Origin of the sequence: Microbacterium sp. MF43 (assembly GCF_012847295.1) — a bacterium.
GTDB lineage: Bacteria > Actinomycetota > Actinomycetes > Actinomycetales > Microbacteriaceae > Microbacterium.
The window spans coordinates 411,570-437,974 of record NZ_JABBDY010000001.1; the positions used below are offsets into that span (position 1 = coordinate 411,570).

The following is a 26,405-nucleotide window of genomic DNA, read 5'->3' on the forward strand; positions in this document are numbered from 1 at the left end:
CGCCCCGCGACCGATGGAGAGCAGACTCGAAGTGGAGCGGGACGTGAATGTGATCGAGGACCGAGTGGCCGGCGTGCTCGCCGGGGCCGCAGTGGGCGACGCCCTGGGCGGGGCGACGGAGGGCTGGACGCCCGAACAGATCGAGGAGCGGCACGGTGGCCGGGTCACCGGCATCGTCGGTCCGTTCCTGCCGGACTGGCGCACGGCGCGCCCCATCGCGCCGTACCACAAGGGCGACGGCCACGTCACGGACGACACCCTGATGACGCACGCGCTGATCGAGGTGTATGCCGCGCGGCGCACGCACCTGGACGCGTTCCACATGGCCAGCGACCTGGTGCCGCTCATGATCGGGGAGCCGCGATGGATCCCCGAGCTCGAGCAGGAGGCGCTGATCCTTCAGCGCGTCTTCCTCGCCGAGAAGTGGATCGTCGCCAAGCTCCACTACGGGCACGTCGATCCGCGGGAGGCGGGCGTCGGGAACATCGTCAACTGCGGTGCCGCGATGTACATGGCGCCCGTGGGTCTGGTCAATCTGGGCGACCCCGAGGCCGCCTACGCTGAGGCGATCGACCTGGCCGGAGCGCATCAGTCGTCCTACGGACGCGAAGCGGCCGGCGTGTTCGCCGCCGCCGTCGCTGCAGCGGCAGCGCCCGGCGCGACGGTGCGGGACGTCATGGCTGCCGCCCTGCGGGTCGCACACGACGGCACCGCGGCAGCCATCGTCGCCGTTCTCGACGCGGTCGAGGAACACCGCGCCTCTTCGCGAGCCGACGACCCCCGCGAGCTCGCGCGGGTCGTCCGGGCGGCCGTCGCCCCCTACGACACGGTCGGCGATGCATACCGGGCGATGGCCATGGACGCTCGGCTGCCCTCGCGCACGAAGTCGATCGAGGAGCTGCCCGTGGCTCTCGGCTTCGTGCTGGCGCACGACGGGGACGCGCGTGAAGCCGTCCTCGCGGCAGTGAACTACGGACGCGACTCGGACTCGATCGCGACCATGGCCGGCGCCATCTGCGGCGGGCTCGCCGGCCGCGCCGGCGTTCCGAGCGAGTGGGTCGACGCGGTCACCGAGGCGAGCCGGCTCGATCTCGAAGGAGTGATCCAGACGATGGCCGACGTGGTGCGCGATGTCACTGCGGCCGATGCTCGGCGCGCGCGCGAAAAGGCGGCGATGCTGGACGGGCTTCTCACGGGAGCCGCGCTGTGAGACTGACGTGGGCTCAGCCGGAAGACCTCGTCGCCGCCGAGATCGCCGCATTGCGTGAGCAGGGCACTCCCGAGGAGGTCCTGGCTTCGATCGGGAGGCGATGGGCAGCCGCCGGAGGAGACACGACGCTGCAGCCGTCGGGAGCGAGCGCCGCGCCGGCGACTCCCGCCGTGCGCGCGCTTGCGCGCGAACTCCTCGACGAGCTCGCGGGCGCGCAGCCTCGCTCCGATGACGAGCCGGATGCCTGGGACGACATCGAGCGACTCCTGCCGCCGATGCCCGAGCTGCCCCGGCCGCCTCGCGCCGACCCCGACCGGGTGCTCGGCGCGTGGTACGGGCGGTCGATCGGATGCCTGCTCGGGAAGCCGGTCGAGAAGATCCCCCGCCCCGGCATCGAGGAGATCGCACGGGCCACGGGCAATTGGCCCATCACGGGGTACTTCACCGCACGTGGGCTTCCGCGTGACGTCGCCGAGCGATGGCCGTGGAACCGGCGGTCGGCCCCGACCTCGCTCGTAGAGAATATCGACGGCATGCCCGAGGACGACGACCTCAACTTCGCCATCCTCGCTCTGGACATGCTCGAACGGCGCGGGGCGGCGCTGACGACGGACGACGTCGCCGAGACCTGGCTCGCGAACCTCCCGGCGGGACGGGTGTTCACCGCCGAACGCGCGGCCTATCGCAACCTGCTCGATGCGCGGCCCGTGCCCGAGACGGCCACGCACCTCAACCCCTTCCGCGAGTGGATCGGCGCACTGATCAGGGTGGACGTCTACGGCTGGTCGCAGCCCGGCGATGTGCGGGCGGCGGCACGCCTGGCGTGGACCGACGCGCGCCTCAGTCACACGCGCAACGGGCTGTACGCGGCGATGTGGGCAGCCGCCCTGTGCTCGGCGGCGCTCGTCTGCGACTCGCCGTCGGCGACGCTGGATGCCGCGGCCAGCGTCGTGCCGCCGCGCTCGCGCCTCGCCGCCGCGGTCTCGCTCGGGCGGCGGGTCGGCGCGGAGCTCGCCGCCGGCGGCATCGGAGTCGCCGCGGCCCTCGACCGACTGCACGAAGCGTTCGACGGAATGCACTGGGTGCACGCCCTCAACAATGCGGCGCTCATCGCCTGCGCGCTCGAAGCATCAGCGGGGGATTTCGAACGGGGCATCCCCGTCGCCGTCGCCGCCGGATGGGACACCGACTCGGCAGGAGCCACCGTCGGATCCGTGCTGGGCGCGCTCCGCGGTATGGCCGGCATCGATCCCGCGTGGAGCGAGCCGCTGGACGGGCGCATCGCCACATCGCTGCCGGGCGGCCCGCAACGCTCGATCCGGGACCTCGCGGACCGCACACTCGCGCTGCCGAAGAGGATGGCGTCGTGAAGATCGCGGTGGTCGGCAGCGTCAACATGGACATCGTCGCGCGCGTTCCGCGCGTGCCGGGACCGGGAGAGACACTGCTCGCGCGCGGCGTCTCGCGCAGTGGCGGAGGCAAGGGTGCCAATCAGGCCGTCGCGGCCGCTCGGGCAGGCGGAGCGACCGTGGCCTTCGTCGGCGCCGTCGGAGCGGATCAGGACGGGGAAGCGCTGCGTGCCGGGCTGGAGCGCGACGGCATCGACGTCAGTGGACTCGTGTCGTCGGGCGAGCCGACGGGGACGGCGCTGATCTCCGTCGCTGACGACGGCGAGAATGCGATCGTGGTGATCGCAGGCGCCAACGCCGAGCGCGGCCCGCTCACCGCTCGGCAGCGTGCCCTCGTCGCGGAGGCGGACGTCGTCATCGCCCAGCTGGAGATTCCGGTCGCGCGGGTGCTGGAGGCATCCGCTCTCCGTTCCCCCGACTCTCTCTTCGTGCTCAACGCCTCGCCGTCCGAGCCCTTCTCCGACGCCCGTGCCGGCGACCGGCTGTTGGAGGCCGCGGACATCCTGGTGGTCAACGAGCACGAGCTGCGCGACATCGCGGGCGGCAGCCTCGACCTCGATGCGGCCCTGGATCGGCTCGCGCACCGCGTGCACGCGGTCGTCCTGACACTCGGCGCGGAGGGATCCCTCATCGCGCGCGGCGACGAGCGTCGGCGCATCCCATCGTTCCAGGCCGACGCGGTCGACACGACGGGCGCCGGCGACACCTTCTGCGGGGTGTTCGCCGCCGCCCTGCCGGCGGGCAGAGCCGCGCTCGACATCGACACCCTCGCACGGGCGGCGACGAGCGCCGCCGCGGCCGCATCCCTGGCCGTCGGCAGACCCGGCGCGCAGGACGCCGTACCCACCGCGGCCGAGCTCGCGGAGTTCATGAAGGAGGTCGCATGAGCGGCGGTTTCGATCCCCTCGTCCCGCGCGAGCTGGACCGCCCGACGGAGGTGCCGCTCCGCGCGGACGTGACCGACGGGCCGGGTGCCGAGCTGCTCGATGACGCGAAGATCTTCGCCGCGCCTGCGGATCGCTCGCAGCTCGGTCAGTGGCGACGGCAGCTGGATGCCTGGCGGCGTGGGGCGCTCGCCCGTTACGGTGCTCCCTCCCGGTACGACGATGCGGCGTCCGCGTGGGCGAGCCGCTGCTTCACGGTGGCGCAGGTCTGGCTCTGGGATGAGCTCTTCTTCGATGCCGACGCACAGCGCTTCACGCCGGATCGCTTCCTCGACGATGCGCGGGAGCGCTTCGGAGGCCTCGACGGCGTCGTGCTGTGGCACGCCTATCCGGTGATCGGGATCGACGACCGCAATCAGTGGGACTTCTACGACGTGCCCGGTCTTCCCGAGGCGGCGGCCGCGCTGCACGACGCGGGGGTGCGGGTGTTCGTCGACTACAACCCGTGGGACACCGGGACGCGCAGGAGCGGCGATGATGCCCACGAGCTCGCCGAGGTGATCCGGCGGCTGGGCGCGGACGGGGTGTTCCTCGACACGCTCAAGAACGCCGATCCCGAGTTCGTCACCGCCCTGGATCGCGCCCGGCCGGGGATCGGACTGGAAGGCGAGTCGAAGCTCGCGACCGCCCGCATCGCCGATCACACGCTGTCGTGGGCGCAGTGGTTCGCCGACACCACGCCCCCTGGTGTCCTTCGGGCGCACCTGTTCGAGCGGCGGCACATGCAGCATCACATCCGTCGGTGGCACCGTGACCACTCGGACGAGCTGATCTCGGCCTGGCTCAACGGCGTGGGCGTGATGGTCTGGGAAGTCGTCTTCGGCGCGTGGGTGGGGTGGAACGCCCGGGACGCCGCCACTCTGCGTCGCATGCTCCCGGTTCAGCGCCGCCTGCACCGCTGGCTCGTCGAGGGCGAATGGACGCCGCTCGCCGTGTGCGAGCCGACCGGCCTCGTCGGATCGGAGTTCGTTCTCGACGGGGTTGCGCTGGTGCTGCTCGCCAACACATCCGAGGTCGACCTGACCTACGAGCCCGACGGCCCCGGCGCGACGATCCTCCTCACCGACGACGGACGATCCGGCGCGGAGCCGACGGGAGTCGCGGTACCCGCCCGCGGCGTGGCCGCCGTCCTGCGCGTATCGCAGGGTGCGCCCGAGCCGGCCGGCATCGACGAGCTCCGCGCCGAGCTCGCCGGCCGCCTCCATGACGCGGACGCCTCGTTCCCGCATCGCCGAGCGAGCCGCCTCGCCCCGCCGGCGTGGCAGGGGCCGACCGCGGATGCCGGCACCCGCACGGCCCTCCAGGAGGATGCCCTCGTGCTGGAGCCGGGGGAGCGGGTCATCACGGTCCGCTACCGCCAGCGAGAGACGGGCATGTACGAGGGCGCGCCGTACGTCGACGAGTGGAAGCCGTTGCCGCCGCGCCTGCACGACCAGCGCACGCTGGAACGGGTCGTCGAGCTCGCCGGCCGCGTCCGGGTTGCCGCGCGAGAGGTGTCGGTCGCCGAGTACGCCGCGTTCCTCGCCGCGATCGGCGAGCCGGCAGACGCCGTCGAGGGAGCTGCCGAGGCGCCCGCGACCGCGGTGACCTTCGCTCGCGCGCGCCAGTACGCGGCGTGGGCGGGCGGCAGACTGCCGACGGAGGATGAGTGGCAGCTCGCCGCGGCCGCCCGCGGTTTCGAACGGCGATCACCGGCCGTCTGGAACTGGACCGAGTCTGAGCACAGCGACGGGCGTACGCGTTTCGTGATGCTCAAGGGCGGAGCCGATCACCTCGCCGAGGAGTCCGACTGGTACTTCGACGGCGGGGTGCGGCATCCGGAATTCTCCGCGAAGCTCCTGCTGCCCGGCCTGGGCGTGGACGCATCGTCGTCGATCGGCTTCCGGATCTGCTGGACGGATGCCTCGTGAGCGCGCTCGAGGGACTGATCATCGTCGACCTGTCGACCCTGTTCGCGGGCCCCATGGCCGCGATGCACCTGGGCGACATGGGGGCGACCGTCATCAAGGTCGAGCACCCGACACGCCCCGATCCCGCACGCGGGCACGGACCGTCCAAGGATGGCCACAACCTGTGGTGGAAGACGCTGGGGCGCAATAAGCGGACGCTCGCGCTCGACCTGCACACCGACGGCGGCCGGATGGCGCTGCTGAGGCTGGCGGAGAGGGCAGACGTCATCATCGAGAACTTCCGCCCGGGCACCCTCGAGCGGTGGGGGCTGGGGTACGACGCTCTGTCGGCCCGCAATCCCCGCCTCGTGCTCGCCCGCGTCACCGGCTTCGGGCAGATCGGCCCGTACCGCTCCCGACCGGGCTTCGGGACGCTCGCGGAGGCGATGAGCGGATTCGCCGCCATGACCGGTGAGCCGGATGGTCCGCCGGTCCTTCCTCCGTTCGGCCTGGCCGACGGAATCGCCTCGCTGACGACCGCGTATGCGGTGATGGTCGCGCTGCACGCGCGGGGCCGCACGGGGATCGGGCAGGAGGTCGACGTGGCGATCGTCGAGCCCATGCTGGCGATGCTCGGACCGCAGGTCACGCGATGGGATCAGCTGGGCACGGTTCAGCCCCGCACCGGCAATCGCTCGGCCAACAACGCCCCCCGCAACACGTACCGCACGGCGGACGGGTCATGGGTGGCCGTCTCGACCAGCGCACAGTCGATCGCGGAGCGGGTCATGCGACTCGTGGGGCGGCCCGAGTTCGTCGACGAGCCGTGGTTCGCGACCGGCGCGGGCCGCGCCGAACACGCCGACGAGCTCGACGAGGCGGTGGGCTCGTGGATCGCACAGCGACCCAGAGCCGAGGTCCTCGCCGCCTTCGACGAGGCGGAGGCGGCCATCGCTCCCGTCTACGACGCCCGAGACATCGTGTCGGACCCGCAGTTCGCGGCGCTGGGCACCATTCACGCCATAGATGACCCCGACCTCGGTCCGATGAAGATGCAGGGGCCGCTGTTCCGGCTGTCCGCCGACGCGCCGGTGATCGACTTCACCGGCCGGGCGCACGGTGCGGACACCGACGCACTGCTCGCCGAACTCGGCTACTCCGACGACGAGATCCGCGCACTCCGTGACGAGGGAGCCATCGCATGACCATTCCCCTCACCGCGCTCTATGTGCCGGGCGACCGGGAGGATCGCGTGGCGAAGGCGCTCGCGTCGCAAGCCGACATCGTCATCGTCGACCTCGAGGACGCCGTCGCACCGCGGCGGAAGGACGACGCGCGCTCGGTCCTCGCGGTCCTGAGCCGACCCCGGAGTCAGCGGGTGCAGGTTCGGGTCAACGTCGAGGGATCGCCATGGCATGCCGCCGACGTCGCTGCTGTCGCCGGCCTGGAGCACGAGGTCGGCATCCGCCTTCCCAAGGTCGAGTCGGCCGCGACCGTCGCAGCGGTCGCGGAGCGCGCGCCCGATCGGGAGGTCCACGCGTTGATCGAGTCTGCGCTCGGAGTCGAGCACGCCTTCGCGATCGCTGCCGCCGGTGCGGCCACGCTGGCCCTCGGAGAGGCGGACCTGCGCTCGCAGCTCGGGCTCCCATCCGGCGAGGCCGGAGAGCCTGGGCTCCTGTGGTCGCGTTCGCGCCTGGTCACGGCAGCCGCCGCCGCGGGGCTTCCCGCGCCGATGATGAGCGTCTACGCCGATGTGTCCGACCTCGAAGGCCTGGCCGCCAGCTGCGCGCGCGGTCGAGCGCTGGGGTTCGTCGGACGGACGGCCATCCATCCGCGGCAGCTCCCGGTGATCGAGCGGGCCTTCATCCCCTCGACCGACGAGGTCGCCCGCGCGCAGGAGATCGTCTCCCGCGTGGGGTCGGCCCTCGAGGACGACAACGGCACGGTCGTCCTCGAGGACGGCACGTTCCTCGACGTGGCGATGGTCCAGGCAGCGCGCCGAACGCTCCAGCTCGCCGAGCGCGCCAGCTGACCCGTCCGCGCGCGCTCCCCCGCCGCGGCGGCGCGTCGCTGCGGTCGGGAGCGCCCAGCAAGCGGTAGTAGGCTGGGGGACTGGTCGATATCTCGACGTCGAGACGCTTTTCGCGTCATCCCACCCCCATTCGCCACCTGCGAAGGAATTCACTGTGGATCTGTACGAGTACCAGGCACGAGACCTTTTCGAGAAGTACGAGGTGCCGGTGCTCGCCGGCATCGTCGCCGACACCCCTGAGGAGGTGCGGGCGGCCGCCGAGAAGATCGGCGGCGTCGTCGTCGTCAAGGCCCAGGTCAAGACCGGTGGCCGCGGCAAGGCCGGCGGCGTCAAGGTCGCGAAGACGCCCGACGAGGCATACGAGGCCGCGAAGGCGATCCTCGGCCTCGACATCAAGGGCCACGTCGTCAAGCGCGTCATGGTCGCGCAGGGCGCGCGCATCGACAAGGAGTACTACTTCTCGGTGCTGCTCGACCGCGCGAACCGCTCCTACCTCTCGCTGTGCAGCGTCGAGGGCGGCATGGAGATCGAGGAGCTCGCCGTCGAGCGCCCCGAGGCCCTCGCCCGCGTGAACGTCGACCCGCTGACGGGCATCGACAAGCAGAAGGCCGTCGAGATCGCCGAGGCGGCCGGATTCGACGCGGCGCTCGTCGACAAGGTGAGCGACGTCTTCGTGAAGCTCTACAGCGTCTACAAGGGCGAGGACGCCACGCTCGTCGAGGTCAACCCGCTCATCCTGTCGGAGGACGGCGAGATCATCGCCCTCGACGGCAAGGTCTCGCTCGACGAGAACGCCGACTTCCGTCACGCCGGTCACGCGCTGCTGGAAGACAAGGCCGCGGCCGACCCGCTCGAGGCGAAGGCCAAGGAGAACGATCTCAACTACGTCAAGCTGGACGGCGAGGTCGGCGTCATCGGCAACGGTGCGGGCCTCGTCATGTCGACGCTCGACGTCGTCGCGTACGCCGGCGAGAACCACGGTGGCGTCAAGCCCGCGAACTTCCTCGACATCGGCGGCGGTGCGTCCGCCGAGGTCATGGCCGCGGGCCTCGACGTGATCCTGGGCGACCCGCAGGTCAAGTCGGTCTTCGTCAATGTGTTCGGCGGCATCACCGCCTGCGACGCCGTGGCCAAGGGCATCGTCGGCGCGCTCGCCGAGCTCGGCTCCTCGGCCTCGAAGCCGCTCGTCGTGCGCCTCGACGGCAACAAGGTCGAGGAGGGCCGCGCGATCCTCCGTGACGCGAACCACCCGCTGGTGACGCTCGCCGAGACCATGGACGAGGGCGCCGACAAGGCCGCCGAGCTCGCGAACGCCTGAGCCGAAGCATCCGGAAAAGGACCAACTGAAATGTCGATCTTCCTCAACAAGGACTCCAAGGTCATCGTCCAGGGCATCACCGGCGGCGAGGGCACCAAGCACACCGCGCTCATGCTCAAGGCCGGCACGCAGGTCGTCGGCGGGGTGAACGCCCGCAAGGCCGGGACCACCGTGCTGCACCACGACAAGGACGGCAACCCGGTCGAACTCCCGGTCTTCGCGACCGTCGAAGAGGCCATCGCCGCCACGGGCGCCGATGTTTCCATCGCCTTCGTGCCGCCCGCGTTCACCAAGAGCGCGATGGTCGAGGCCATCGACGCCGAGATCCCGCTCCTCGTCGTGATCACCGAGGGCGTGCCCGTCGGCGACACCGCCGAGGCGTGGGCGTACGCGCAGGCGAAGGGCAACAAGACGCGCATCATCGGGCCGAACTGCCCCGGCATCATCACCCCGGGTGAATCGCTCGTGGGGATCACGCCCGCCAACATCACCGGCAAGGGCCCCATCGGTCTCGTCTCGAAGTCGGGCACGCTGACGTACCAGATGATGTACGAGCTGCGCGAGATCGGCTTCTCGACGGCCATCGGCATCGGCGGCGACCCGATCATCGGCACCACCCACATCGATGCGCTCGCCGCGTTCGAGGCCGACCCCGAGACCAAGGCGATCGTCATGATCGGCGAGATCGGCGGCGACGCCGAGGAGCGCGCGGCCGACTTCATCCAGGCCAACGTCACCAAGCCGGTCGTCGGATACGTCGCAGGGTTCACGGCACCCGAGGGCAAGACCATGGGTCACGCGGGCGCGATCGTGTCGGGGTCGGCGGGCACCGCACAGGCCAAGAAGGAGGCCCTCGAGGCCGCCGGCGTCAAGGTCGGCAAGACGCCGAGCGAGACGGCTGAGCTCATGCGCGGCATCATCGCCGGCCTCTGATCGGTCCGCGACGTTCGAGAGGGCTCCGCTTCGGCGGGGCCCTCTTCGCATGCGCCGGTCGCGGGGACGAGCATCCGCACGTGCGTCGTGCGCCGGGCATCCGTCGTCCGCGTGCGCCCTCGGTGGGGGCATCCGTCGTCCGTGTGCGCCCTCGGTGTGGGCATCCGTCCACACGAACTGCGCAGAATCGCGCCGAACTCGCAGATTCTGCGGCGGTGGCTGTGTTCTGCGCGCGATTCTGCGAAGTACGCGACGGATGCTGGGGCAGCAGTCGCCGCGAAGTAGCCGACGGAGGCCGCGGCGGGGGCGGCCGCGCCGAGGGGGCCCACGCGCGGGTTAGCCTGAGGGCATGCCGTTGACCGGGGAGTACAAGCCGTCCACGTCCGCCTGGGCCCGCAAGCAGGCGGAGGCCTTCGAGGCCTCGAACGGGCAGAAGGCCAACACGCTGCGCGGCGTGCCGATCGTCGTGGTGACGTCGGTCGGCGCGAAGAGCGGAGGCCTGCGAAAGACCCCGCTCATGCGCGTCGAGCACGAGGGGCGCTACCTCGCCGTCGCGTCGAAGGGCGGCGACCCCGAGCCGCCGAACTGGTACTGGAACATCCGCAAGAACCCGCACGTCGAGCTGCAGGACGGTGCCGTCAAGCGCGACTACACCGCCCGCGAGCTGTCGGGAGATGAGCGTGCCCAATGGTGGGCGCGTGCCGTCGAGGTCTGGCCGGACTACGACAACTACCAGGCCAAGACCGAGCGTCAGATCGCGGTCTTCCTGCTCGAGCCGAACGAGGACTGAGAAGAGCGGATGCCCCGGCCGAGGCATCCGCTCTTCTGGTGACGCTGTGCGGGGCGCCTGCTGATCCGCGAGACCTCGGCTCACGTGCCGAGCCGCGATCGAACAGATGAGCCGACGAAGCCCGCCGGAAATCAGCCGGCGAGCATCGTCTCGAGAGGTCCGCGCGCGAAGTACAGCACGAAGCCGGCGGCGACCACCCACAGCAGCGGGCTGATCTCCTTCGCCTTGCCCGACAGCGATCGCACGACGACCCACGCGATGAAGCCGGCGCCGATCCCGTTCGCGATCGAGTAGGTGAGCGGCATGACCGTGATCGCCAGGAACACCGGCAGCAGCACCGAGAAGTCGGTGAAGTCGATGTACTTGATCTGCGCCATCATGAGCGCGCCGACGATGACCAGGGCTGAGGCCGCGACCTCGCTCGGCACGATCGACACGAGCGGGGTGAAGAACATCGCAACCAGGAACAGCGCGCCCGTGACGACGTTCGCGAAGCCTGTGCGGGCGCCCTCGCCGATGCCGGCGCCCGACTCGATGAACACGGTGTTCGATGACGCCGAGGCGTAACCGCCTGCGACCGCGCCGACACCCTCGACGATCAGCGCCGACTTGATGCGGGGGAAGTCGCCCTTCGCATCGGCGAGGCCGGCCTCCTTGGACAGGCCCGTCATGGTGCCCATCGCGTCGAAGAAGTTCGTGAACACGAGGGTGAAGACGAGCATGAGTGCCGCGAGCACGCCGATGCGCTCGAACGATCCGAGCGAGACCTGGCCGATGAGCGACAGGTCCGGAATGCTCACGAGCGACGCCGGCAGCTCGGGGACCGACAGGCCCCAGCCGCCGGGGTTGACCTCGTCGCCCTCGAACTTCGGGCCGATGTTCCAGATCGCCTCGACGATCACGGCGACGACCGTGCCGGTCACCAGGCCGATGAGGATGCCGCCCTTGACCTTGCGTGCGACGAGGATGCCGGTCAGCAGCAGGGTGAACACGAAGATCAGCGTCGGAACGGTCGCGACCGAGCCGTTGATGCCCAGGCCGACGGGAGGCGACGACGCGCCGGTCGACGTGACGAATCCCGCATCGACGAAGCCGATGAACGCGATGAACAGGCCGATGCCGACCGTGATCGCGAGCTTCAGCTGGATCGGCACGGCGTCGAAGATCATGCGCCGCAGACCGGTGGCCGCCAGCAGCACGATGATGAGGCCGTTGATCACGACGAGCCCCATCGCCTCGGGCCACGTGACCTGGCCGACGACGGCGACGGCGAGGAACGAGTTGATGCCCAGGCCCGCCGCGAACGCGAACGGCAGGCGCGTCACGAGACCGAACAGCACCGTCATGACGCCCGCGGTGAGGGCGGTGACCGCGGCGACCTGCGTGAAGCCGAGGGTGTTGCCGTCGACGTCGACCCCGCTGGAGAGGATGATCGGGTTCAGGATGACGATGTAGGCCATCGTCACGAAGGTGACGACACCGCCGCGCACCTCGGCGCCGACGCTGGAACCGCGTCGGGTGATCTCGAAGAATCGGTCGAAGCCGTTGCGGGGCTCGGGCGTTTCGGCGGTGTCGACTGCGGGCGACGGGGCTGTGCTCATGAATGACCTCCGCAGAAGACGTTAGTGCCCGTCGGGCCGGTCGAACGCCTCGGATCCGGATGCCGCGACCAGCCGGTCCGTCGCCCGCAACGCGGCGTCGGCCGTAGGTAGGGTCGAAGTCGCATGCATCGCCTCACCGTCGCCCTCCTCGCCGCCGTCGACGCCGCCATCGCGGTGGCCGTCGGAATCGCGGCGACCCTCGCCCCGCTGACCCTGCTGTGGGTGTTCGGGCTCGGCGAGAGCGCGGACTGGAACGCGCTGTGGCCCGCGGCGGTGACCGCGTGGCAGTTCGGGAACCTGGTGCCGATGCTCGTCACGCTCCCCGCCGGGTACATCGCCGCCGTGGGGATCGACCCGGCGGCGGCATCCTTCACGCTCTCGCTCTGCCCGCTCGCGTTCGCCGCGTTCACCGCGATCTTCGCCGCGCGCTCGGGCATCCGCGCCTCGCGGGCAGAGGCGTGGGCGACCGGGGTGGGCACCGGTGCCGTGGTGTTCATCGCCCTCGCCGCGCTCGCGGGCTTCACCGGCCAGAACCTCCTCGCCGATACCGAGCTGTGGCAGGCGATCCTCTTCCCGACCCTGGTGTTCGCCCTCCCCGCCCTCGTGGCCGCCGTCGTCACCGAATGGCGCGAAGCCGGGGCGGGTGCGATCGCGCGCCTGCGCGATCGCGTCGAGGCCGCGCCCCACGGCTGGGGCGAGGTTCCCTCTCTCACGGCGCGCGGCACCGCGGTCGTCCTGGTCGGACTCATCGGCCTGGGCGCACTGCTCACGGCTGCGGCCCTGCTGCTGCGGGGCGCCGACGTCATCGCGCTGTTCCAGGCGGGCAACGTCGACGGCCTCGGCGCGACGGTGATGACCCTCGCGCAGCTGGCGTATCTGCCCACGATGGCGGTGTGGGGCATGGCCTTCGCGGCGGGACCCGGCGTCGTCCTCGGTGACGGCGGAGCCGTCTCGCCGTCCGGCACCCAGGTCGGCGTGGTGCCGGGCATCCCGATCCTCGGCGCGCTGCCGGAGTCGACGTCGCCGTGGCTGCTCCTGCTCGCGCTCGTGCCGGTGGCGCTCGGCGCGTTCGCCGGGTGGATCGCCCGCTCGCGGCTGGTGGCGGGGCATCCGCCGCCGGCGCGTGATCGGACCGCGTCCGGCGCCGACGGAGAGTACGAGGTGGTGCTTCCGGGGCTTCTCGCGCAGGCTCCCATCGCCGACGTGCGCGAGGACGGCACGTCCGACCACGACCCGTTCGGCGCCCGGCTGGTCGTCGCCGCGGGGATCGCCGTGCTGTCCGGCGCCGGAGCAGCGCTCCTCTGCGCTGTCGCGTCGGGATCGATGGGTCCGGGCCGTCTCGCCTTCGTCGGACCCGAGGCGGGGCCTGTGGCGCTGGCCGTCGGCCTCGAGGTGCTCGTGGGTGCGGCGATCCTGCTGCTGCTGCCGAGGGGTGCGCGCGGGCGTGCCGACGATCGGAGCGGAGCCCGTTCGGTGGACCGATGGCGGGCTCCGGATGCCCGGGCACCCAGGTCGGAGACCGATCCGGGGCGCGATCGAGCCGACGCCGAATCGCCCGCCGACAGCGGGCCGGGGGAGCGGTGGCCGGCTCCGGATGCCTCACCCGACCTCTCAGAGACCCTCGACCTGGGGCCGCGCGGGGCCGAGCCCCGGGCGCCGCTAGACTGAGCGGGTGCTCACGGTCGCCGTCCTCATCTCGGGCACAGGGTCCAATCTGCGCGCTCTGCTCGATGCGGCATCCGACCCCTCCTACCCGGCCGAGATCGTCGCCGTCGGCGCGGATCGCGAGGCCGAGGGCTTCGCGCACGCCGAGGAGTACGGCATTCCCTCGTTCATGGTCCCGTGGGAGCAGTTCGGGTCGCGTGAGGAGTGGGGCGAGGAGCTCGGGCGTCAGCTCGGTGTATGGCGGCCCGACCTGGTCGTGCTGAGCGGGCTCATGCGCCTGCTTCCGGCGTCGCTGGTCGACGAGTGGTCGCCGCGCATCATCAACACCCACCCGGCGTACCTGCCGGAGTTCCCCGGCGCGCACGGGGTGCGCGACGCGCTCGCCGCCGGAGCGGTGCAGACCGGGGCCAGCGTCATCATCGTCGACAACGGGGTCGACTCGGGTCCGATCCTCGCCCAGGAGCGCGTACCCGTGCTCCCCGGCGACGACGAGCACACCCTCCACGACCGCATCAAGCCCGTCGAGCGTCGACTGCTGATCGACGTCGTCCGCCGCATCGCGACGGGCGACCTCGACCTGGCCGCCACGTCGGCGGCGGCGTCCGCTTCCTGACCCCACCGACGAGGAGAGCCTCCATGGCCGGCCCGACCCACGACCCCTCCCTGTACACGCACCGCGACGTCGTTCCGGTGCGTCGCGCGCTGGTCTCGGTCAGCGACAAGACCGATCTGCTGAAGCTCGCCGAGGCGCTCTCCGCCGCGGGCGTCGAGATCGTCTCGACCGGCTCGACGGCGGCGACGATCCGCGACGCGGGCCACGCCGTCACCGACGTGTCGGCGGTGACGGGCTTCCCCGAGTCCCTCGGCGGGCGTGTCAAGACGCTCCACCCCGGCGTGCACGCCGGGCTCCTCGCCGACCTGCGCCTCGAGGACCACCTGCAGCAGCTCACCGAGCTCGGCATCGAGCCGTTCGAACTCGTCGTGGTGAACCTGTATCCGTTCGTCGAGACGGTCCGCTCCGGCGCGACCGGCGACGACGTGGTCGAGCAGATCGACATCGGCGGCCCCGCGATGGTGCGCGCATCGGCGAAGAACTTCGCCAACGTCGCGATCGTCGTCTCGCCCGAGTCGTACCCGGCGATCATCGATGCCCTCGGCAATGGCGGCACGACGCTGCAGCAGCGCCGCGACCTCGCTGCCCGCGCTTTCGCGCACACCTGCGAGTACGACCGCGCCGTGGCGACGTGGTTCGCCGAGGAGACCCTCGGCGGCGCGGACCTGCCGCAGCACCTCACGATCAAGGCCGAGCGCCTCGCGACGCTGCGCTACGGCGAGAACTCGCATCAGCGCGCCGCGATCTACACGCGCGTGGGCGGCCACGGCATCGCCCAGGCGCGACAGCTGCAGGGCAAGGAGATGTCGTACAACAACTATGTCGATGCGGATGCCGCGCTCCGTGCCGCCTTCGACATGGTCAAGCCCGCCGTCGCGATCATCAAGCACGCCAACCCGTGCGGCATCGCCGTCGCGGCCCCGAACGCGCTCGACCCGATCGCCAGCGCGCACCTGCGCGCCCACGAGTGCGACCCGGTGTCGGCCTTCGGCGGCGTCATCGCCGCGAACCGCACCATCACGCTGAAGATGGCCGAGAACCTGCGCGACATCTTCACCGAGGTCATCGTCGCTCCCGACTTCGAACCCGAGGCGCTCGAGGTGTTCCGCCTCAAGAAGAACCTGCGCGTGCTCCAGCTTCCCGAGGACTGGCAGCAGGAGCGCATGGACGTACGGCTGGTGTCCGGCGGACTGCTGCTGCAGGACGCCGACCGATTCCCCGACGACATCGAGTCTGTCGCCAAGGACTGGCAGCTCGTCTCGGGCGAGCGTCCGGCCGATGACGACATGACGAACCTCATCTTCGCGTGGAAGGCGTGCCGCGCCGTCAAGTCGAACGCCATCGTGCTGGCCAAGCAGTCGGCCACGGTCGGCATCGGGATGGGCCAGGTCAACCGCGTCGATTCGTGCCGCCTCGCGGTCGAGCGCGCCGGCGACCGTGCGGCCGGGTCGGTCGCGGCATCCGACGCCTTCTTCCCGTTCGCCGACGGGCCGCAGGTGCTGATCGACGCGGGGATCCGCGCGATCATCCAGCCGGGGGGTTCGGTGCGCGACCAGGAGGTCATCGACGCCGCGCAGGCCGCGAACGTCACGATGTTCTTCACGGGCGAGCGCCACTTCTTCCACTGACCCGCGACGCCGGGGTCGCTTGAACCTCGCAGAATCGCTCGGATCTCGCACGATCCGCCCGACTTTCTGCAAGGTTCGCGCGATTCTGCGAGGTTCGTGAGACAGCGGCTACGGGCGTGAGGCGCTACGGGCGTGAGGCGGCTGCGGGCGTGCGGCGGTGACGGGCGTGCGGCGGCGGCAGAAGGGCGGCGGATGCCTCCAGCACCGTGTCCGATTTCCGCGAGCCGTTGTCGGGCGGGCGTGGCAGGCTAGGGGTCATGAGCCTGGCCATGACCTTCGACGAGCGGTATCGCGCGATCGACTCGCGCGACACCCGCTTCGACGGTCAGTTCGTCACGGCGGTCCGCTCGACCGGCATCTACTGCCGTCCCAGCTGCCCGGCGCGCACGCCGAAGCCGTCCAACGTGACGTTCTATCCGACGAGCGCCGCGGCGCACGAGGCCGGTTACCGCGCCTGCAAGCGGTGCCTGCCCGAGGCGGCGCCGGGGTCGCCGCAGTGGAATCTGCGCGGCGACACCGCCGGCCGGGCGATGCGACTCATCGCCGACGGCGTCGTCGAGCGCGAGGGCGTCCCCGGTCTCGCCCGGCGCCTGGGCTACTCGCCGCGCCACCTCACGCGCCTTCTCAGCTCCGAGCTCGGCGCCGGGCCGCTCGCGCTCAGCCGCGCCCACCGCGCGCAGACCGCGCGCATGCTGCTCGTGGGCACCGATATGCCGGCCGCCGACGTCGCCTTCTCGGCGGGCTTCGCCAGCGTGCGGCAGTTCAACGACACCGTCCGCGAGGTGTTCGGGCTGGCCCCGCTCGAGTTGCGGGCCCGCCGCCGTGCCCACAGCGGCTCGGCCGTCCAGCCGGGCGCCATCGACCTCGTGCTGCCGCACCGCGGTCCGCTCGATTCGACCGGTCTGTTCGCGTGGATGTCGGCGCGCGCGGTCTCCGGAGCCGAGGTCGCCACCGAGCGCTCGTTCGCCCGCACGCTGCGGCTCGCGGGCGGCCCGGCGTGGTTCGAGCTGCGGATCGACGCGTCCGAGCGCGTCCGCATGCGTGCACGGCTGACGAACCTGCGCGACCTCTCGACCCTCGTCACCCGGGCCCGGCGGCTCTTCGACCTCGACGCCGACCCGCTGGCGATCGACGACGCGCTGTCGACGCGGCCCGAGCTGGCCCCCCTCGTGCGGGCCGTTCCCGGCATCCGCGTCCCCGGAGCGGCCGACCCGCACGAGATGCTCATCCGCGCGATGGTCGGCCAGCAGATCACGGTCGTCGCGGCGCGCACCGCCCTGTCGGCGCTCACCGCCGAACTGGGCGAATCGGTCGAGGGCTTCGAGGGCACGAACCTGCTGTTCCCCTCGATGCAGGCCATCGCCGAACGCGGCGCCGACGTGCTGCGCGGGCCGGCCGCCCGCATCCGCTCGATCACCGGCGCGGCGGCCGCGCTCGCCGACGGCTCGCTCACCCTCACGTCGGGCGACGACGCCGTCGCCCAACGTGAGGCGCTCCTCGCCATGCCGGGCATCGGACCGTGGACCGCCGACTACGTGCGCATGCGGGTGCTCGGCGACCCCGACGTGTTCCTCCCCGGCGACGTGGCCGTGCGTGCCGGGGCCGCGGCTGCGGGCATTCCGTCCGACCCGAAGGCCCTGACCGCGTGGGCGGCCCGCACCGCGCCGTGGCGCAGCTACTTCACCGCCCACCTGTGGCGGGCCGTCCCGCCCAAGCCCCCGCGGGCGCGGCGGGGCGCGGCATCCGTCCCCGAGAAAGAGGCGATCGCATGACCACCGCGACCATCCAGACCATCGACACCCCCGACGGCCCGTTCACGATCCTGGCCGATGACCGGCAGCGCGTGCTCGTGTCGGGGTGGACCGTCGATGTCGACCGCATCCTCGGTCGCCTGCGGCCCGCCGACCGCCCGTCGTCGATGAGCGTGGGGGAGACGGATGCCTCGGCAGCCGCCCGCGCCTACTACGACGGCGACCTGGGGGCGATCGACGGCGTCGAGGTGGCGCAGTTCGGGACGGCCATGCAGACGGCCGGATGGGAGGCGCTGCGGCGGATCGAGCCGGGGCATCCGCTCACCTACGCCCAGTTCGCCGTCGAGCTCGGCTCGCCCTCGGCCGTCCGCGCGGCGGCGTCGATCTGCGCGCGCAATGCGCCGGCGCTGTTCGTCCCGTGCCACCGCGTGCTGCGAACGGGCGGGGGCCTCGGCGGCTTCGCATGGGGGCTCGACGTGAAGCGCGCTCTGCTGGAACGCGAGGCGGCAGTGCCGGCGCTGGTGTGAACACGCGCGCGCGGCGAGGTCCGGCACGGATTCGGGCGTTGCTTTCAGCGAACACCCAGGTATAGGCTGGAGGGCTGTCGCGTCGTTCTCGGCCGACGGTCCCGTTCGCTCACACCTCAGGAGGATGCCATGTCCCAGGCCGCCATCGCCGCGAAGACCGCCTACGTCCTCCGCCTCGCCGTGTCCGAGCGCGCGCGCCTTGCCGGGCCTGCCGGCTCGCGCGTCCAGGGGTAGTCGCCCCTTCACGCGTCCCGGCTTTCGCCGGCTTCGGCATACCGCCGCCTTCCGGAGCGTTCTTCGCTGAAGGGCTCCGTCGCGCCCTGCGCTTCCCAGACCCGACCCGGGTCGTCCCCATCACCGTCCCCACAAGGATCATGACCACTACCGCTCCACCGTCGAAGTCCCAACCGCCGGCTTCTCCGCCCGTGTCCACTCCTAAAGCGCTCGCGCGGCTGCTGCCCTTCGCCAAGCGCGTCCTGCCCCGGCTGTCGCTCGGTGCGCTGAGCGCCCTTGTCGCGAGCCTGCTCGCGCTGTCGATCCCGCTCGTCCTCGAGGCGATCGTGGCCGGACCCATCGCCTCCGGCGACATCACGCAGATCGCGTGGGGCGCCGCCGCGGTGCTCGCTCTCGGCCTCGCCGAGGCGCTCATGGTCTGGCTCCGCCGCTGGTTCGTGCTGGGTCCTGCCACCAAGGTCGAGTACGAGATCCGTCAGACCTTCTATGCGCGCCTGCAGCGACTGCCGGTCTCGTTCCACGACAGGTGGCAGTCCGGTCAGCTGCTCAGCCGGATGATGCAGGACATCAGCATGCTCCGCCGCTGGATGGCCTTCGGCATCGTGCTGCTCGTCGTCAACGTCATCACGATCGTCGTCGGCACCGCCCTCCTGTTCCGCTGGCACTGGCTCCTCGGCACGATCTTCCTCGTCGTGTCGGCGCCGCTGTGGTACGCCGGCTACCGGTTCGAGAAGACCTACGGCACGCTCACACGGCTCAGCCAGGACCAGGCGGGCGACCTCGCGACCTCTGTCGAGGAGAGCGTCCACGGCATCCGCGTGCTGAAGGCCTTCGGACGCGGCAAGCACGCACTGCACAAATTCGCCGCGCAGGCGGAGACCCTGCGGGAGACGGAGCTGAGCAAGGCCCGCGCCGTCGGCTGGATCTGGTTCTGGCTCGTGCTGCTGCCCGACATCGCCTTCGCACTCTGCCTCGGTGCGGGGATCTACCTCGCGTCGTTCGGACAGCTGCAGACCGCCGAGCTGATCGCGTTCTTCGCGATGGCGACGGTGCTGCGCTGGCCGATGGAGTCGATCGGCTTCCTGTTCTCGTTCACGCTGGACGCGCGCACGGCCACCGACCGCATCTTCGAGGTGTTCGACGAGGAGAACGCGATCGTCGATCCCGAGAACCCCCAGACGATCGATCGTCCGCGCGGCGCGCTCACGTTCGAGAACGTGCACTTCCGGTATCAGGATGCCTCCGCTCACGAGCGCGACCTGCTCGACGGCGTCGACCTGACCTTGCGCCCCGGCGAGACCATGGCGCTCGTCGGCCTCACCGGGTCGGGGAAGACGACGCTCACGACTCTTCCCGCGCGGCTCTACGACGTCACCGGCGGGCGGGTCACGCTCGACGGCGTCGATGTGCGCGATCTCACCCTCGACGAGCTGCGCCGCCACGTCGGCATGGCCTTCGAGGACGCGACGCTGTTCTCGCAGTCCGTGCGCGACAACGTGCTCCTCGGCCGCGAGGATCTCGCGCCGGAGAGCCCCGAGGCCGAGCATGTCCTGCGCGAGGCGCTTCAGGTCGCGCAGGCGGGCTTCGTCGACGACCTGCCGGACGGCGTCGACACGATCATCGGCGAGGAGGGCCTGTCGCTCTCCGGAGGCCAGCGCCAGCGACTCGCGCTCGCCCGCGCCGTCGCGGCCCGCCCCGCGGTGCTCGTGCTGGACGACCCGCTGTCCGCGCTCGACGTCGACACCGAGGCCCTCGTCGAAGACGCCCTGCGCGAGGTGCTGCACGCGACGACGGCGCTCGTCGTGGCGCACCGCCCGTCGACGGTCATGCTCGCTGACCGCGTCGCCCTGCTCGAGGCGGGACGCATCACGGCCGTCGGCACGCACTCCGAACTGCTGCGCGAGAGCGAGCACTACCGCCACGTGATCTCGAGTCTCGAGGTCGAGGAGGCCCGGCTCCGGGCGAGACAGAAGGACCAGGACTGGGAGGTGAACCTGTGAGCACCACGACCGTCACCGGCACGAGCGGCGAAGACCGCTCCGACTACACGCGCGCGGAGAGCAAGGCGATCCGCAAGCGCTCGCTGCGGCTTCTCGGCTCACTGGTCACGCCCGTCCGCGCGCAGCTGTGGCTCGCCGCGATCGTGCTGGTCGTCTCGACGGCCTTCCGCGTCGCGGGTCCCGCGCTGATCGCGTTCGGCATCGACAACGCGCTCCCGGCCGCGGTCGAGGAGCTCAACTGGCTGCCGACGATCGGCGTGGTCGCGCTGTACCTCGTCACGGGCATCGCCGGCGCCTCCCTCATCGGCTGGTATGTCGTCGTGGCCGCGCGTCTCACGCAGGCGATCATGCTCGACCTGCGCAAGCGCATCTTCGTGCACACTCAGCGACTCAGCCTCGAGTTCCACGAGTCCTACACGTCGGGCCGCATCATCTCGCGCCAGACGAGCGACCTCGACTCGATCCGCGAGCTGCTGGACGGCGGTCTCAACGAGCTCGTGTCGGGCATCCTCTACGGCGGGTTCACGCTCGTCATGCTGCTCCTGGTGGACTGGCAGTCAGGCGTGATCCTCGCGGTCATGGGCATCCCGCTGCTGCTCCTCATGCGGTGGTTCTACACGCGGTCGCAGGTCGTCTACCGCGAGTCACGCGTGGTCAGCGCGAAGGTGATCGTGAAGTTCGTCGAGACCATGACCGGCATCCGCGCCGTCAAGGCCTTCCGCAAGGAGGTCCGCAACGACCGCGAGTTCGGCGAGCTGGCCAGCGACTACCGCAACGTCAACATGCGGTCCATCCAGCTGTTCGGCACATTCGAGCCGGGGCTCATGGCGGTCGCCTCGGTCACGGTCGCCCTCGTGCTGCTGTGGGGCGGCATCCGGGTGGTCGACGGCGCCATCGAGGTCGGCGTGCTGCTGGCCGCGGTGCTGTACGTGCGCAACTTCTTCTCACCGCTTCAGGAGGTCGCGTTCTTCCTGAACTCGTACCAATCGGCCACCGCCGCGCTCGAGAAGGTGTCGGGCGTGCTGGAGGAGGAGCCGACGGTTCCCGACCCGGTGAAGCCGGTCGACCTGTGGACGGCCCGCGGCCACGTGCGGTTCGACGACGTGAGCTTCGGCTACTCGAAGGATCGCGTCATCCTGCCGGACTTCTCGCTCGACATCCCTGCCGGGCAGACGGTCGCGCTCGTGGGCACGACCGGCGCCGGCAAGTCGACGCTGGCCAAGCTCGTATCGCGGTTCTACGACCCGAGCGAGGGCCGAGTGACGCTCGACGGCGTCGATCTGCGCTCCCTGCACCCGAAGGACCTCCGCCGCGCGATCGTCATGGTCACCCAGGAGGCGTACCTCTTCAGCGGGACCGTCGCCGACAACATCGCGCTCGGCAAGCCCGACGCCACGATGGACGAGATCCGCGCCGCGGCGCGCGCCGTGGGGGCGGATGCCTTCATCGAGCGCCTCCCGGACGGCTACGCCACCGACGTCAACAAGCGCGGCGGCCGCGTGTCGGCGGGTCAGCGCCAGCTGATCTCGTTCGCTCGGGCGTTCCTCGCCGACCCGGCGGTGCTGATCCTCGACGAGGCGACTGCTTCGCTCGACATTCCGAGCGAGCGCCAGATCCAGGACGCGCTGCAGACGCTGCTCGCCGACCGCACGGCGATCATCATCGCTCACCGCCTGTCGACGGTGGCGATCGCCGACCGCGTCCTCGTCATGGAGCACGGCCGCATCATCGAGGACGACGCCCCCGAGGAGCTCATCGGCGGCGACGGCCGCTTCGCCCGGCTGCACGCGGCCTGGCGCGAGTCGCTCGTCTGAGTTCGATCCCGGATGCCTCGGCCCCCGCTCGCGCGGAGGCCGAGGCGTCCGTCCTTCCGCGACGCCCGTTGGAACCGCGCTGGTGGCTTTCAGACCCGGGCGATCGAGACGTGGTCCGAAAGCGGATGCTCCCCGGGAAGGTCGGCCAGCGCCGCCGCACCGTCGAGGCCGTCCCCGCGAGGTGCGATCAGTCGGGTGCTCAGTCCGGTCGCCGCGAGCCGTGTCGCGAACGCGTCGGCGACGGCGGGGGAGCGCAGCACGCCGCCGATCGCGCACACCTCGAAGGTCTCGCCGTTCTCGCCGACGCGTCGGAGGGCCGCCTGGACGCTGATCGCGAGCTCGGCTCCGGCCCGCACGCTGATCGCGCACGCGACGGGATCGCCCGCTGACGCTGCGCGGGCGACCGCTTCTGCGAAGGACGCCACGGTGGAGACGCGATCCTCGGAGGACTGCAAGTCGATGTAGGCCAGCGAGAGATCCGGCCAGCGCGCTTCGACGGCGGCGCGGAGGGCGCTGTGCGGACCGCGCCCGTCGTAGGCGCGCATGACCGCGTCGAGGGCCTCCCGGCCGATCCAATAGCCGCTGCCGGCGTCGCCCATGATGTGGCCCCAGCCGTCGACGCGAGCGACGCGGCTCGCGCCGACGGCGAGGGTGACGACGCCCGTGCCCGACGCGACGACCGCTCCGTGGACCGTGCCGAGGGCGCCGAGGTACGACGTGGTCGAGTCGTGCGCGAGCCGCACCTCGACGACGCGGCGATCGTCGACGAGGCCGAGGAGAGCACCGGCGTCGGCCTCCCGCTCGGTCAGCCCCGACACTCCCGCGGACACGACGACCGTCGACGCGTCCGTGTCGCCCAGCGTCTCCGACGCGACGGCGGCGAGCTGGCGGAGGAGCGGCTCGTGCGTGCGGATGCCGGGGAACACACGAGTGCGCGCGCCCGTGCGATCGCTGACCCGCACCTTGATCCCGGTCTGCCCGGCGTCGATGGCGATACGGCTCATGCACGGTCCTCTCGGCGTCGCGCGTTCGCGTCCGGCCGCCCGGACTCGCTCGAGCCGTCCGCTCCGGCCCCCGCTCCCGTCGGTGACGAGGGGTCGGGCCGAGGGGCGACGAGGCCTCGATGGGGGAGGGGTATTCGAGGCCCCGCCGCCGGTCTCAGGAGCCCGGCTCGGGCTGTGTCGCGTCTGTTTTCGGGTGGTGATTCGGGTGAAGCGCGAGGTGATCGCTCAGAGTCGGATCTCGGCGATGACTTCACCGTACTCGGTCTCCCCGACCGGAGTGAAGCCCACTCGCTGGAAGAATGCTTCGGGTCCGCCTTCGCCCGCCTCGTAGATCACGTCCACGCGGTCGAACCCGCGGTTGCGCGCCTCTTCGAGCAGCTGCTCGACGGCGAAGCGTCCGACGCCTCGGCCCTGGTCGTCGGCGTCGACGTTGATGCGCCAGAGCACGGACTGGAAGTGCTCGACGGGGGCGTCGTGATCGAAGTTCGCGCTGACGAACGCCACGACCTCTTCGCCATCGAGGACGACGCGCTGCCAGGTCGTCTGCGGGTTCACCACCGTCGCGGCGATGCCATAGCTGACGGGGGCGAGGAACTGCTCCTGCCCGGGCTTGAGCGACAGGTTGTTGACCGCCACGATCGTGGTGGCGGACAGTTCGACGAGTCGCAGTTCAGCCATATCCGCATGCTAGCCGGGATGCGCCGCGGAGGCACGGTCGGAATCCGGGCGTTACGGGGAGTTCATCTGGGGAAGTATCTCGATGTCGAGATATTTTTCCGTTGCGTTAGGCTGGAAACATCCCCGAACGAAAGACGAGACCGGTGACCGACTCGACCATCATCTACACGTACACAGACGAGGCGCCGGCGCTCGCGACGGCCTCGTTCCTCCCGATCATCAAGGCCGTCACCGGCCAGGCCGGAGTCGACGTCGAGACCCGCGACATCTCGCTCGCTGGCCGCGTTCTGGCTGCGTTCCCGCAGAAGCTCACGCCCGAGCAGCAGGTCGGCGACGCCCTCGCCGAACTCGGCGGACTCGCCACGCTCCCCGAGGCGAACATCATCAAGCTGCCCAACATCTCGGCGTCCATCCCGCAGCTGAAGGCGGCGATCGCCGAGTTGCAGGCGGCGGGCTACGACATCCCGGACTACCCCGACGAGCCGCAGACGGTCGAAGAGAAGGACATCCGGGCGCGCTACGACCGCATCAAGGGCTCCGCCGTCAACCCGGTGCTCCGCGAGGGGAACAGCGACCGTCGTGCGCCGCTGTCGGTGAAGAACTACGCCCGCAAGCACCCGCACCGCAACAAGCCGTTCGCCGAGGGTTCGAAGACCCGTGTCGCGACGCTCGGCCACGATGACTTCAAGTCGAACGAGAAGACCACCGTGATCGCGTCCGACGACGTCCTCAGCATTCAGCACGTGGGCGCCGACGGCACCATCACCCCGCTCAAGTCCGGCATCAAGGTGCTGCCCGGCGAGATCGTCGATGCGACGTTCCTCTCGGCGTCGGCTCTCGACGCGTTCCTGTCGCAGACGCTGCAGGACGCGGCATCCGACGACCTGCTCTACTCGGTCCACCTCAAGGCCACCATGATGAAGGTCAGCGACCCGATCATCTTCGGCCACGTCGTCAAGGCGTACTTCGCGGATGTCTTCGACCGGTACGGCGACAGGATCGCCGAGGCGGGCCTGACCCCGAACGACGGACTGGGCGCCATCCTCGCCGGCCTGGGCTCGGTGGAGGGAGGCGATGAGATCGCCGCCGCCATCCGGGCGGACCTCGAGAACGGCCCCCGCCTGTCGTACGTCAACTCCGACAAGGGGATCACGAACCTGCACGTGCCGTCCGACGTCATCGTCGACGCGTCGATGCCCGCTCTCATCCGCAACGGCGGAAAGCTGTGGGGTGCCGACGGGAGCGAGGACGACACCCTCGCCGTCATCCCCGACTCCTCGTACGCGAGCGTCTACCAGACGGTGATTGACGACGTCGTGGCTCACGGGCCGCTCGACCCCGCCACGATCGGCACCGTCCCCAACGTGGGACTCATGGCCCAGGCGGCCGAGGAGTACGGCAGCCACGACAAGACCTTCGAGATCTCGGCGCCCGGCACCGTGCAGGTGCTGAACCGGGCGGGAGACGTGCTGCTCGAGCACGCTGTGCAGCCCGGCGACATCTGGCGAGCGACGCAGACCAAGGACATCGCCGTGCGCGACTGGGTCAAGCTCGCCGTCGGCCGCGCGCGTGCGACCGGCGCGCCCGCGGTGTTCTGGCTCGACGCGAGCCGCTCGCACGATGCCGCGCTCATCGAGAAGGTCACGCAGTACCTCGGCGACCACGACACCGAGGGCCTCACCATCGAGATCCTCGCGCCCGCCGCGGCGACGCAGTACTCGCTCGACCGGCTCCGCAAGGGGGAGGACACCATCTCGGTGACCGGCAACGTGCTGCGCGACTATCTCACCGACCTGTTCCCGATCCTCGAGGTCGGCACGAGCGCCAAGATGCTCTCGATCGTCCCTCTCCTCGCCGGCGGTGGCCTGTTCGAGACGGGTGCCGGCGGATCCGCGCCCAAGCACGTGCAGCAGCTGCTCGAAGAGAACTACCTGCGGTGGGACTCGCTCGGCGAGTTCTTCGCGCTCGCCGCGTCGCTGGAGCATCTGGCCACGACCACCGGCAACGTCCGCGCACAGGTGCTCGCCGACACGCTCGATGCCGCGACCGGTACGTTCCTCGAGAACGACAAGTCGCCCGGCCGTGCGCTCGGCACCATCGACAACCGAGGCAGCCACTTCTACCTCACGCTGTACTGGGCACAGGAGCTTGCGGCGCAGCAGGCCGACCCGGCCCTGGCGGAAGCCTTCGCACCGGTCGCCGAGGCGCTCGCGGCGAATGAGGAGAAGATCGTCTCGGAACTCAACTCCGTGCAGGGGTCGCCGGCGCAGATCGGCGGGTACTACCGGCCGGATGCGCAGCTGGTGGAAGCGGTCATGCGCCCGTCGCAGACGTTCAACACCATCATCGATTCGATCAGCTGACC

General features: G+C 70.9%; 20 protein-coding genes. 17 read left to right on the forward strand and 3 right to left on the reverse strand.

Going from position 1 to position 26,405, the window contains the following annotated elements:
• The first annotated feature begins 13 nt into the window (after window positions 1-13).
• The 9 genes from HF323_RS01795 (at window position 14) to HF323_RS01830 (ending at window position 10,525) form a co-directional block, all read left to right on the forward strand.
• Entirely contained in the window at window positions 14-1,210 is a 1,197-nt protein-coding gene (locus HF323_RS01795; protein WP_169580850.1) for an ADP-ribosylglycohydrolase family protein, read from the forward strand.
• Window positions 1,207-2,580, forward strand: a complete 1,374-nt coding sequence (locus tag HF323_RS15260; protein WP_188241622.1) for an ADP-ribosylglycohydrolase family protein — start codon at window positions 1,207-1,209, stop codon at window positions 2,578-2,580. Before HF323_RS01795 ends, HF323_RS15260 begins: the two co-directional genes overlap by 4 nt.
• Window positions 2,577-3,506, forward strand: coding sequence for a ribokinase (locus HF323_RS01800; protein ID WP_188241623.1), 930 nt, complete (start codon window positions 2,577-2,579; stop codon window positions 3,504-3,506). The genes HF323_RS15260 and HF323_RS01800 overlap by 4 nt, the downstream gene beginning before the upstream one ends.
• Window positions 3,503-5,473, forward strand: a complete 1,971-nt coding sequence (locus tag HF323_RS01805; RefSeq protein ID WP_169580852.1) for an SUMF1/EgtB/PvdO family nonheme iron enzyme — start codon at window positions 3,503-3,505, stop codon at window positions 5,471-5,473. Before HF323_RS01800 ends, HF323_RS01805 begins: the two co-directional genes overlap by 4 nt.
• Complete coding sequence (locus tag HF323_RS01810; RefSeq protein ID WP_169580853.1) at window positions 5,470-6,657, forward strand: CoA transferase; 1,188 nt, start codon at window positions 5,470-5,472, stop codon at window positions 6,655-6,657. The genes HF323_RS01805 and HF323_RS01810 overlap by 4 nt, the downstream gene beginning before the upstream one ends.
• Window positions 6,654-7,484, forward strand: coding sequence for a CoA ester lyase (locus HF323_RS01815; protein WP_169580854.1), 831 nt, complete (start codon window positions 6,654-6,656; stop codon window positions 7,482-7,484). Before HF323_RS01810 ends, HF323_RS01815 begins: the two co-directional genes overlap by 4 nt.
• Before the next feature lie 154 nt (window positions 7,485-7,638).
• On the forward strand, window positions 7,639-8,802 hold the full coding sequence (gene sucC / locus HF323_RS01820) for an ADP-forming succinate--CoA ligase subunit beta (RefSeq protein WP_169580855.1): 1,164 nt from the start codon (window positions 7,639-7,641) through the stop codon (window positions 8,800-8,802).
• A gap of 30 nt (window positions 8,803-8,832) precedes the next feature.
• Window positions 8,833-9,735, forward strand: a complete 903-nt coding sequence (sucD, locus tag HF323_RS01825) for a succinate--CoA ligase subunit alpha (protein WP_169580856.1) — start codon at window positions 8,833-8,835, stop codon at window positions 9,733-9,735.
• Between the two features lie 349 nt (window positions 9,736-10,084).
• On the forward strand, window positions 10,085-10,525 hold the full coding sequence (locus HF323_RS01830) for a nitroreductase family deazaflavin-dependent oxidoreductase (protein WP_169580857.1): 441 nt from the start codon (window positions 10,085-10,087) through the stop codon (window positions 10,523-10,525).
• Between the two features lie 131 nt (window positions 10,526-10,656).
• Here HF323_RS01830 and HF323_RS01835 read toward each other — a convergent pair whose 3' ends face one another.
• Window positions 10,657-12,126 (reverse strand): NCS2 family permease, encoded by a 1,470-nt coding sequence (locus HF323_RS01835; protein WP_169580858.1) that lies wholly within the window; start codon window positions 12,124-12,126, stop codon window positions 10,657-10,659.
• A 123-nt stretch (window positions 12,127-12,249) separates the two neighbouring features.
• Here HF323_RS01835 and HF323_RS01840 point away from each other — a divergent pair, with 123 nt between their 5' ends.
• The 7 genes from HF323_RS01840 to HF323_RS01870 all read left to right on the forward strand — a co-directional run bounded on the left by HF323_RS01840 (window position 12,250) and on the right by HF323_RS01870 (window position 22,358).
• Entirely contained in the window at window positions 12,250-13,794 is a 1,545-nt protein-coding gene (locus HF323_RS01840; protein WP_169580859.1) for a DUF6350 family protein, read from the forward strand.
• Between the two features lie 4 nt (window positions 13,795-13,798).
• On the forward strand, window positions 13,799-14,404 hold the full coding sequence (gene purN / locus HF323_RS01845) for a phosphoribosylglycinamide formyltransferase (RefSeq protein WP_169580860.1): 606 nt from the start codon (window positions 13,799-13,801) through the stop codon (window positions 14,402-14,404).
• 23 nt (window positions 14,405-14,427) lie between these two features.
• Window positions 14,428-16,032: a bifunctional phosphoribosylaminoimidazolecarboxamide formyltransferase/IMP cyclohydrolase gene (purH, locus tag HF323_RS01850; RefSeq protein ID WP_169580861.1), complete on the forward strand. Its 1,605-nt coding sequence runs from the start codon at window positions 14,428-14,430 to the stop codon at window positions 16,030-16,032.
• A gap of 257 nt (window positions 16,033-16,289) precedes the next feature.
• Entirely contained in the window at window positions 16,290-17,804 is a 1,515-nt protein-coding gene (locus HF323_RS01855) for an AlkA N-terminal domain-containing protein (protein WP_169580862.1), read from the forward strand.
• On the forward strand, window positions 17,801-18,310 hold the full coding sequence (locus HF323_RS01860) for a methylated-DNA--[protein]-cysteine S-methyltransferase (protein WP_169580863.1): 510 nt from the start codon (window positions 17,801-17,803) through the stop codon (window positions 18,308-18,310). The genes HF323_RS01855 and HF323_RS01860 overlap by 4 nt, the downstream gene beginning before the upstream one ends.
• A 374-nt stretch (window positions 18,311-18,684) precedes the next feature.
• Window positions 18,685-20,544, forward strand: a complete 1,860-nt coding sequence (locus tag HF323_RS01865) for an ABC transporter ATP-binding protein (RefSeq protein WP_169580864.1) — start codon at window positions 18,685-18,687, stop codon at window positions 20,542-20,544.
• Window positions 20,541-22,358: an ABC transporter ATP-binding protein gene (locus HF323_RS01870; protein ID WP_169580865.1), complete on the forward strand. Its 1,818-nt coding sequence runs from the start codon at window positions 20,541-20,543 to the stop codon at window positions 22,356-22,358. The genes HF323_RS01865 and HF323_RS01870 overlap by 4 nt, the downstream gene beginning before the upstream one ends.
• An 89-nt stretch (window positions 22,359-22,447) precedes the next feature.
• On the opposite strand, the gene HF323_RS01875 is transcribed toward HF323_RS01870, so the two are convergent.
• Together HF323_RS01875 and HF323_RS01880 are read right to left on the reverse strand one after the other, a co-directional pair.
• Window positions 22,448-23,362, reverse strand: a complete 915-nt coding sequence (locus HF323_RS01875) for a BadF/BadG/BcrA/BcrD ATPase family protein (RefSeq protein WP_169580866.1) — start codon at window positions 23,360-23,362, stop codon at window positions 22,448-22,450.
• 225 nt (window positions 23,363-23,587) lie between these two features.
• Window positions 23,588-24,040, reverse strand: coding sequence for a GNAT family N-acetyltransferase (locus HF323_RS01880; protein WP_169580867.1), 453 nt, complete (start codon window positions 24,038-24,040; stop codon window positions 23,588-23,590).
• 143 nt (window positions 24,041-24,183) lie between these two features.
• Between HF323_RS01880 and HF323_RS01885 the strand changes: the two genes are divergently transcribed.
• Window positions 24,184-26,403: an NADP-dependent isocitrate dehydrogenase gene (locus HF323_RS01885; RefSeq protein WP_169580868.1), complete on the forward strand. Its 2,220-nt coding sequence runs from the start codon at window positions 24,184-24,186 to the stop codon at window positions 26,401-26,403.
• Window positions 26,404-26,405 lie beyond the last annotated feature (2 nt).

What these genes read in the sequence shown, in the direction of transcription:
- HF323_RS01835 (WP_169580858.1), bottom strand. Translation starts at nt 12,126, where the DNA reads ATGAGCACAGCCCCGTCGCCCGCAGTCGACACCGCCGAAACGCCCGAG.
- HF323_RS01855 (WP_169580862.1), top strand. Translation starts at nt 16,290, where the DNA reads ATGAGCCTGGCCATGACCTTCGACGAGCGGTATCGCGCGATCGACTCG.
- HF323_RS01805 (WP_169580852.1), top strand. Translation starts at nt 3,503, where the DNA reads ATGAGCGGCGGTTTCGATCCCCTCGTCCCGCGCGAGCTGGACCGCCCG.
- HF323_RS01840 (WP_169580859.1), top strand. Translation starts at nt 12,250, where the DNA reads ATGCATCGCCTCACCGTCGCCCTCCTCGCCGCCGTCGACGCCGCCATC.
- HF323_RS01795 (WP_169580850.1), top strand. Translation starts at nt 14, where the DNA reads ATGGAGAGCAGACTCGAAGTGGAGCGGGACGTGAATGTGATCGAGGAC.
- HF323_RS01860 (WP_169580863.1), top strand. Translation starts at nt 17,801, where the DNA reads ATGACCACCGCGACCATCCAGACCATCGACACCCCCGACGGCCCGTTC.
- purH (WP_169580861.1), top strand. Translation starts at nt 14,428, where the DNA reads ATGGCCGGCCCGACCCACGACCCCTCCCTGTACACGCACCGCGACGTC.
- HF323_RS01875 (WP_169580866.1), bottom strand. Translation starts at nt 23,362, where the DNA reads ATGAGCCGTATCGCCATCGACGCCGGGCAGACCGGGATCAAGGTGCGG.
- HF323_RS01815 (WP_169580854.1), top strand. Translation starts at nt 6,654, where the DNA reads ATGACCATTCCCCTCACCGCGCTCTATGTGCCGGGCGACCGGGAGGAT.
- HF323_RS01865 (WP_169580864.1), top strand. Translation starts at nt 18,685, where the DNA reads ATGACCACTACCGCTCCACCGTCGAAGTCCCAACCGCCGGCTTCTCCG.
- HF323_RS01880 (WP_169580867.1), bottom strand. Translation starts at nt 24,040, where the DNA reads ATGGCTGAACTGCGACTCGTCGAACTGTCCGCCACCACGATCGTGGCG.
- HF323_RS01830 (WP_169580857.1), top strand. Translation starts at nt 10,085, where the DNA reads ATGCCGTTGACCGGGGAGTACAAGCCGTCCACGTCCGCCTGGGCCCGC.
- sucD (WP_169580856.1), top strand. Translation starts at nt 8,833, where the DNA reads ATGTCGATCTTCCTCAACAAGGACTCCAAGGTCATCGTCCAGGGCATC.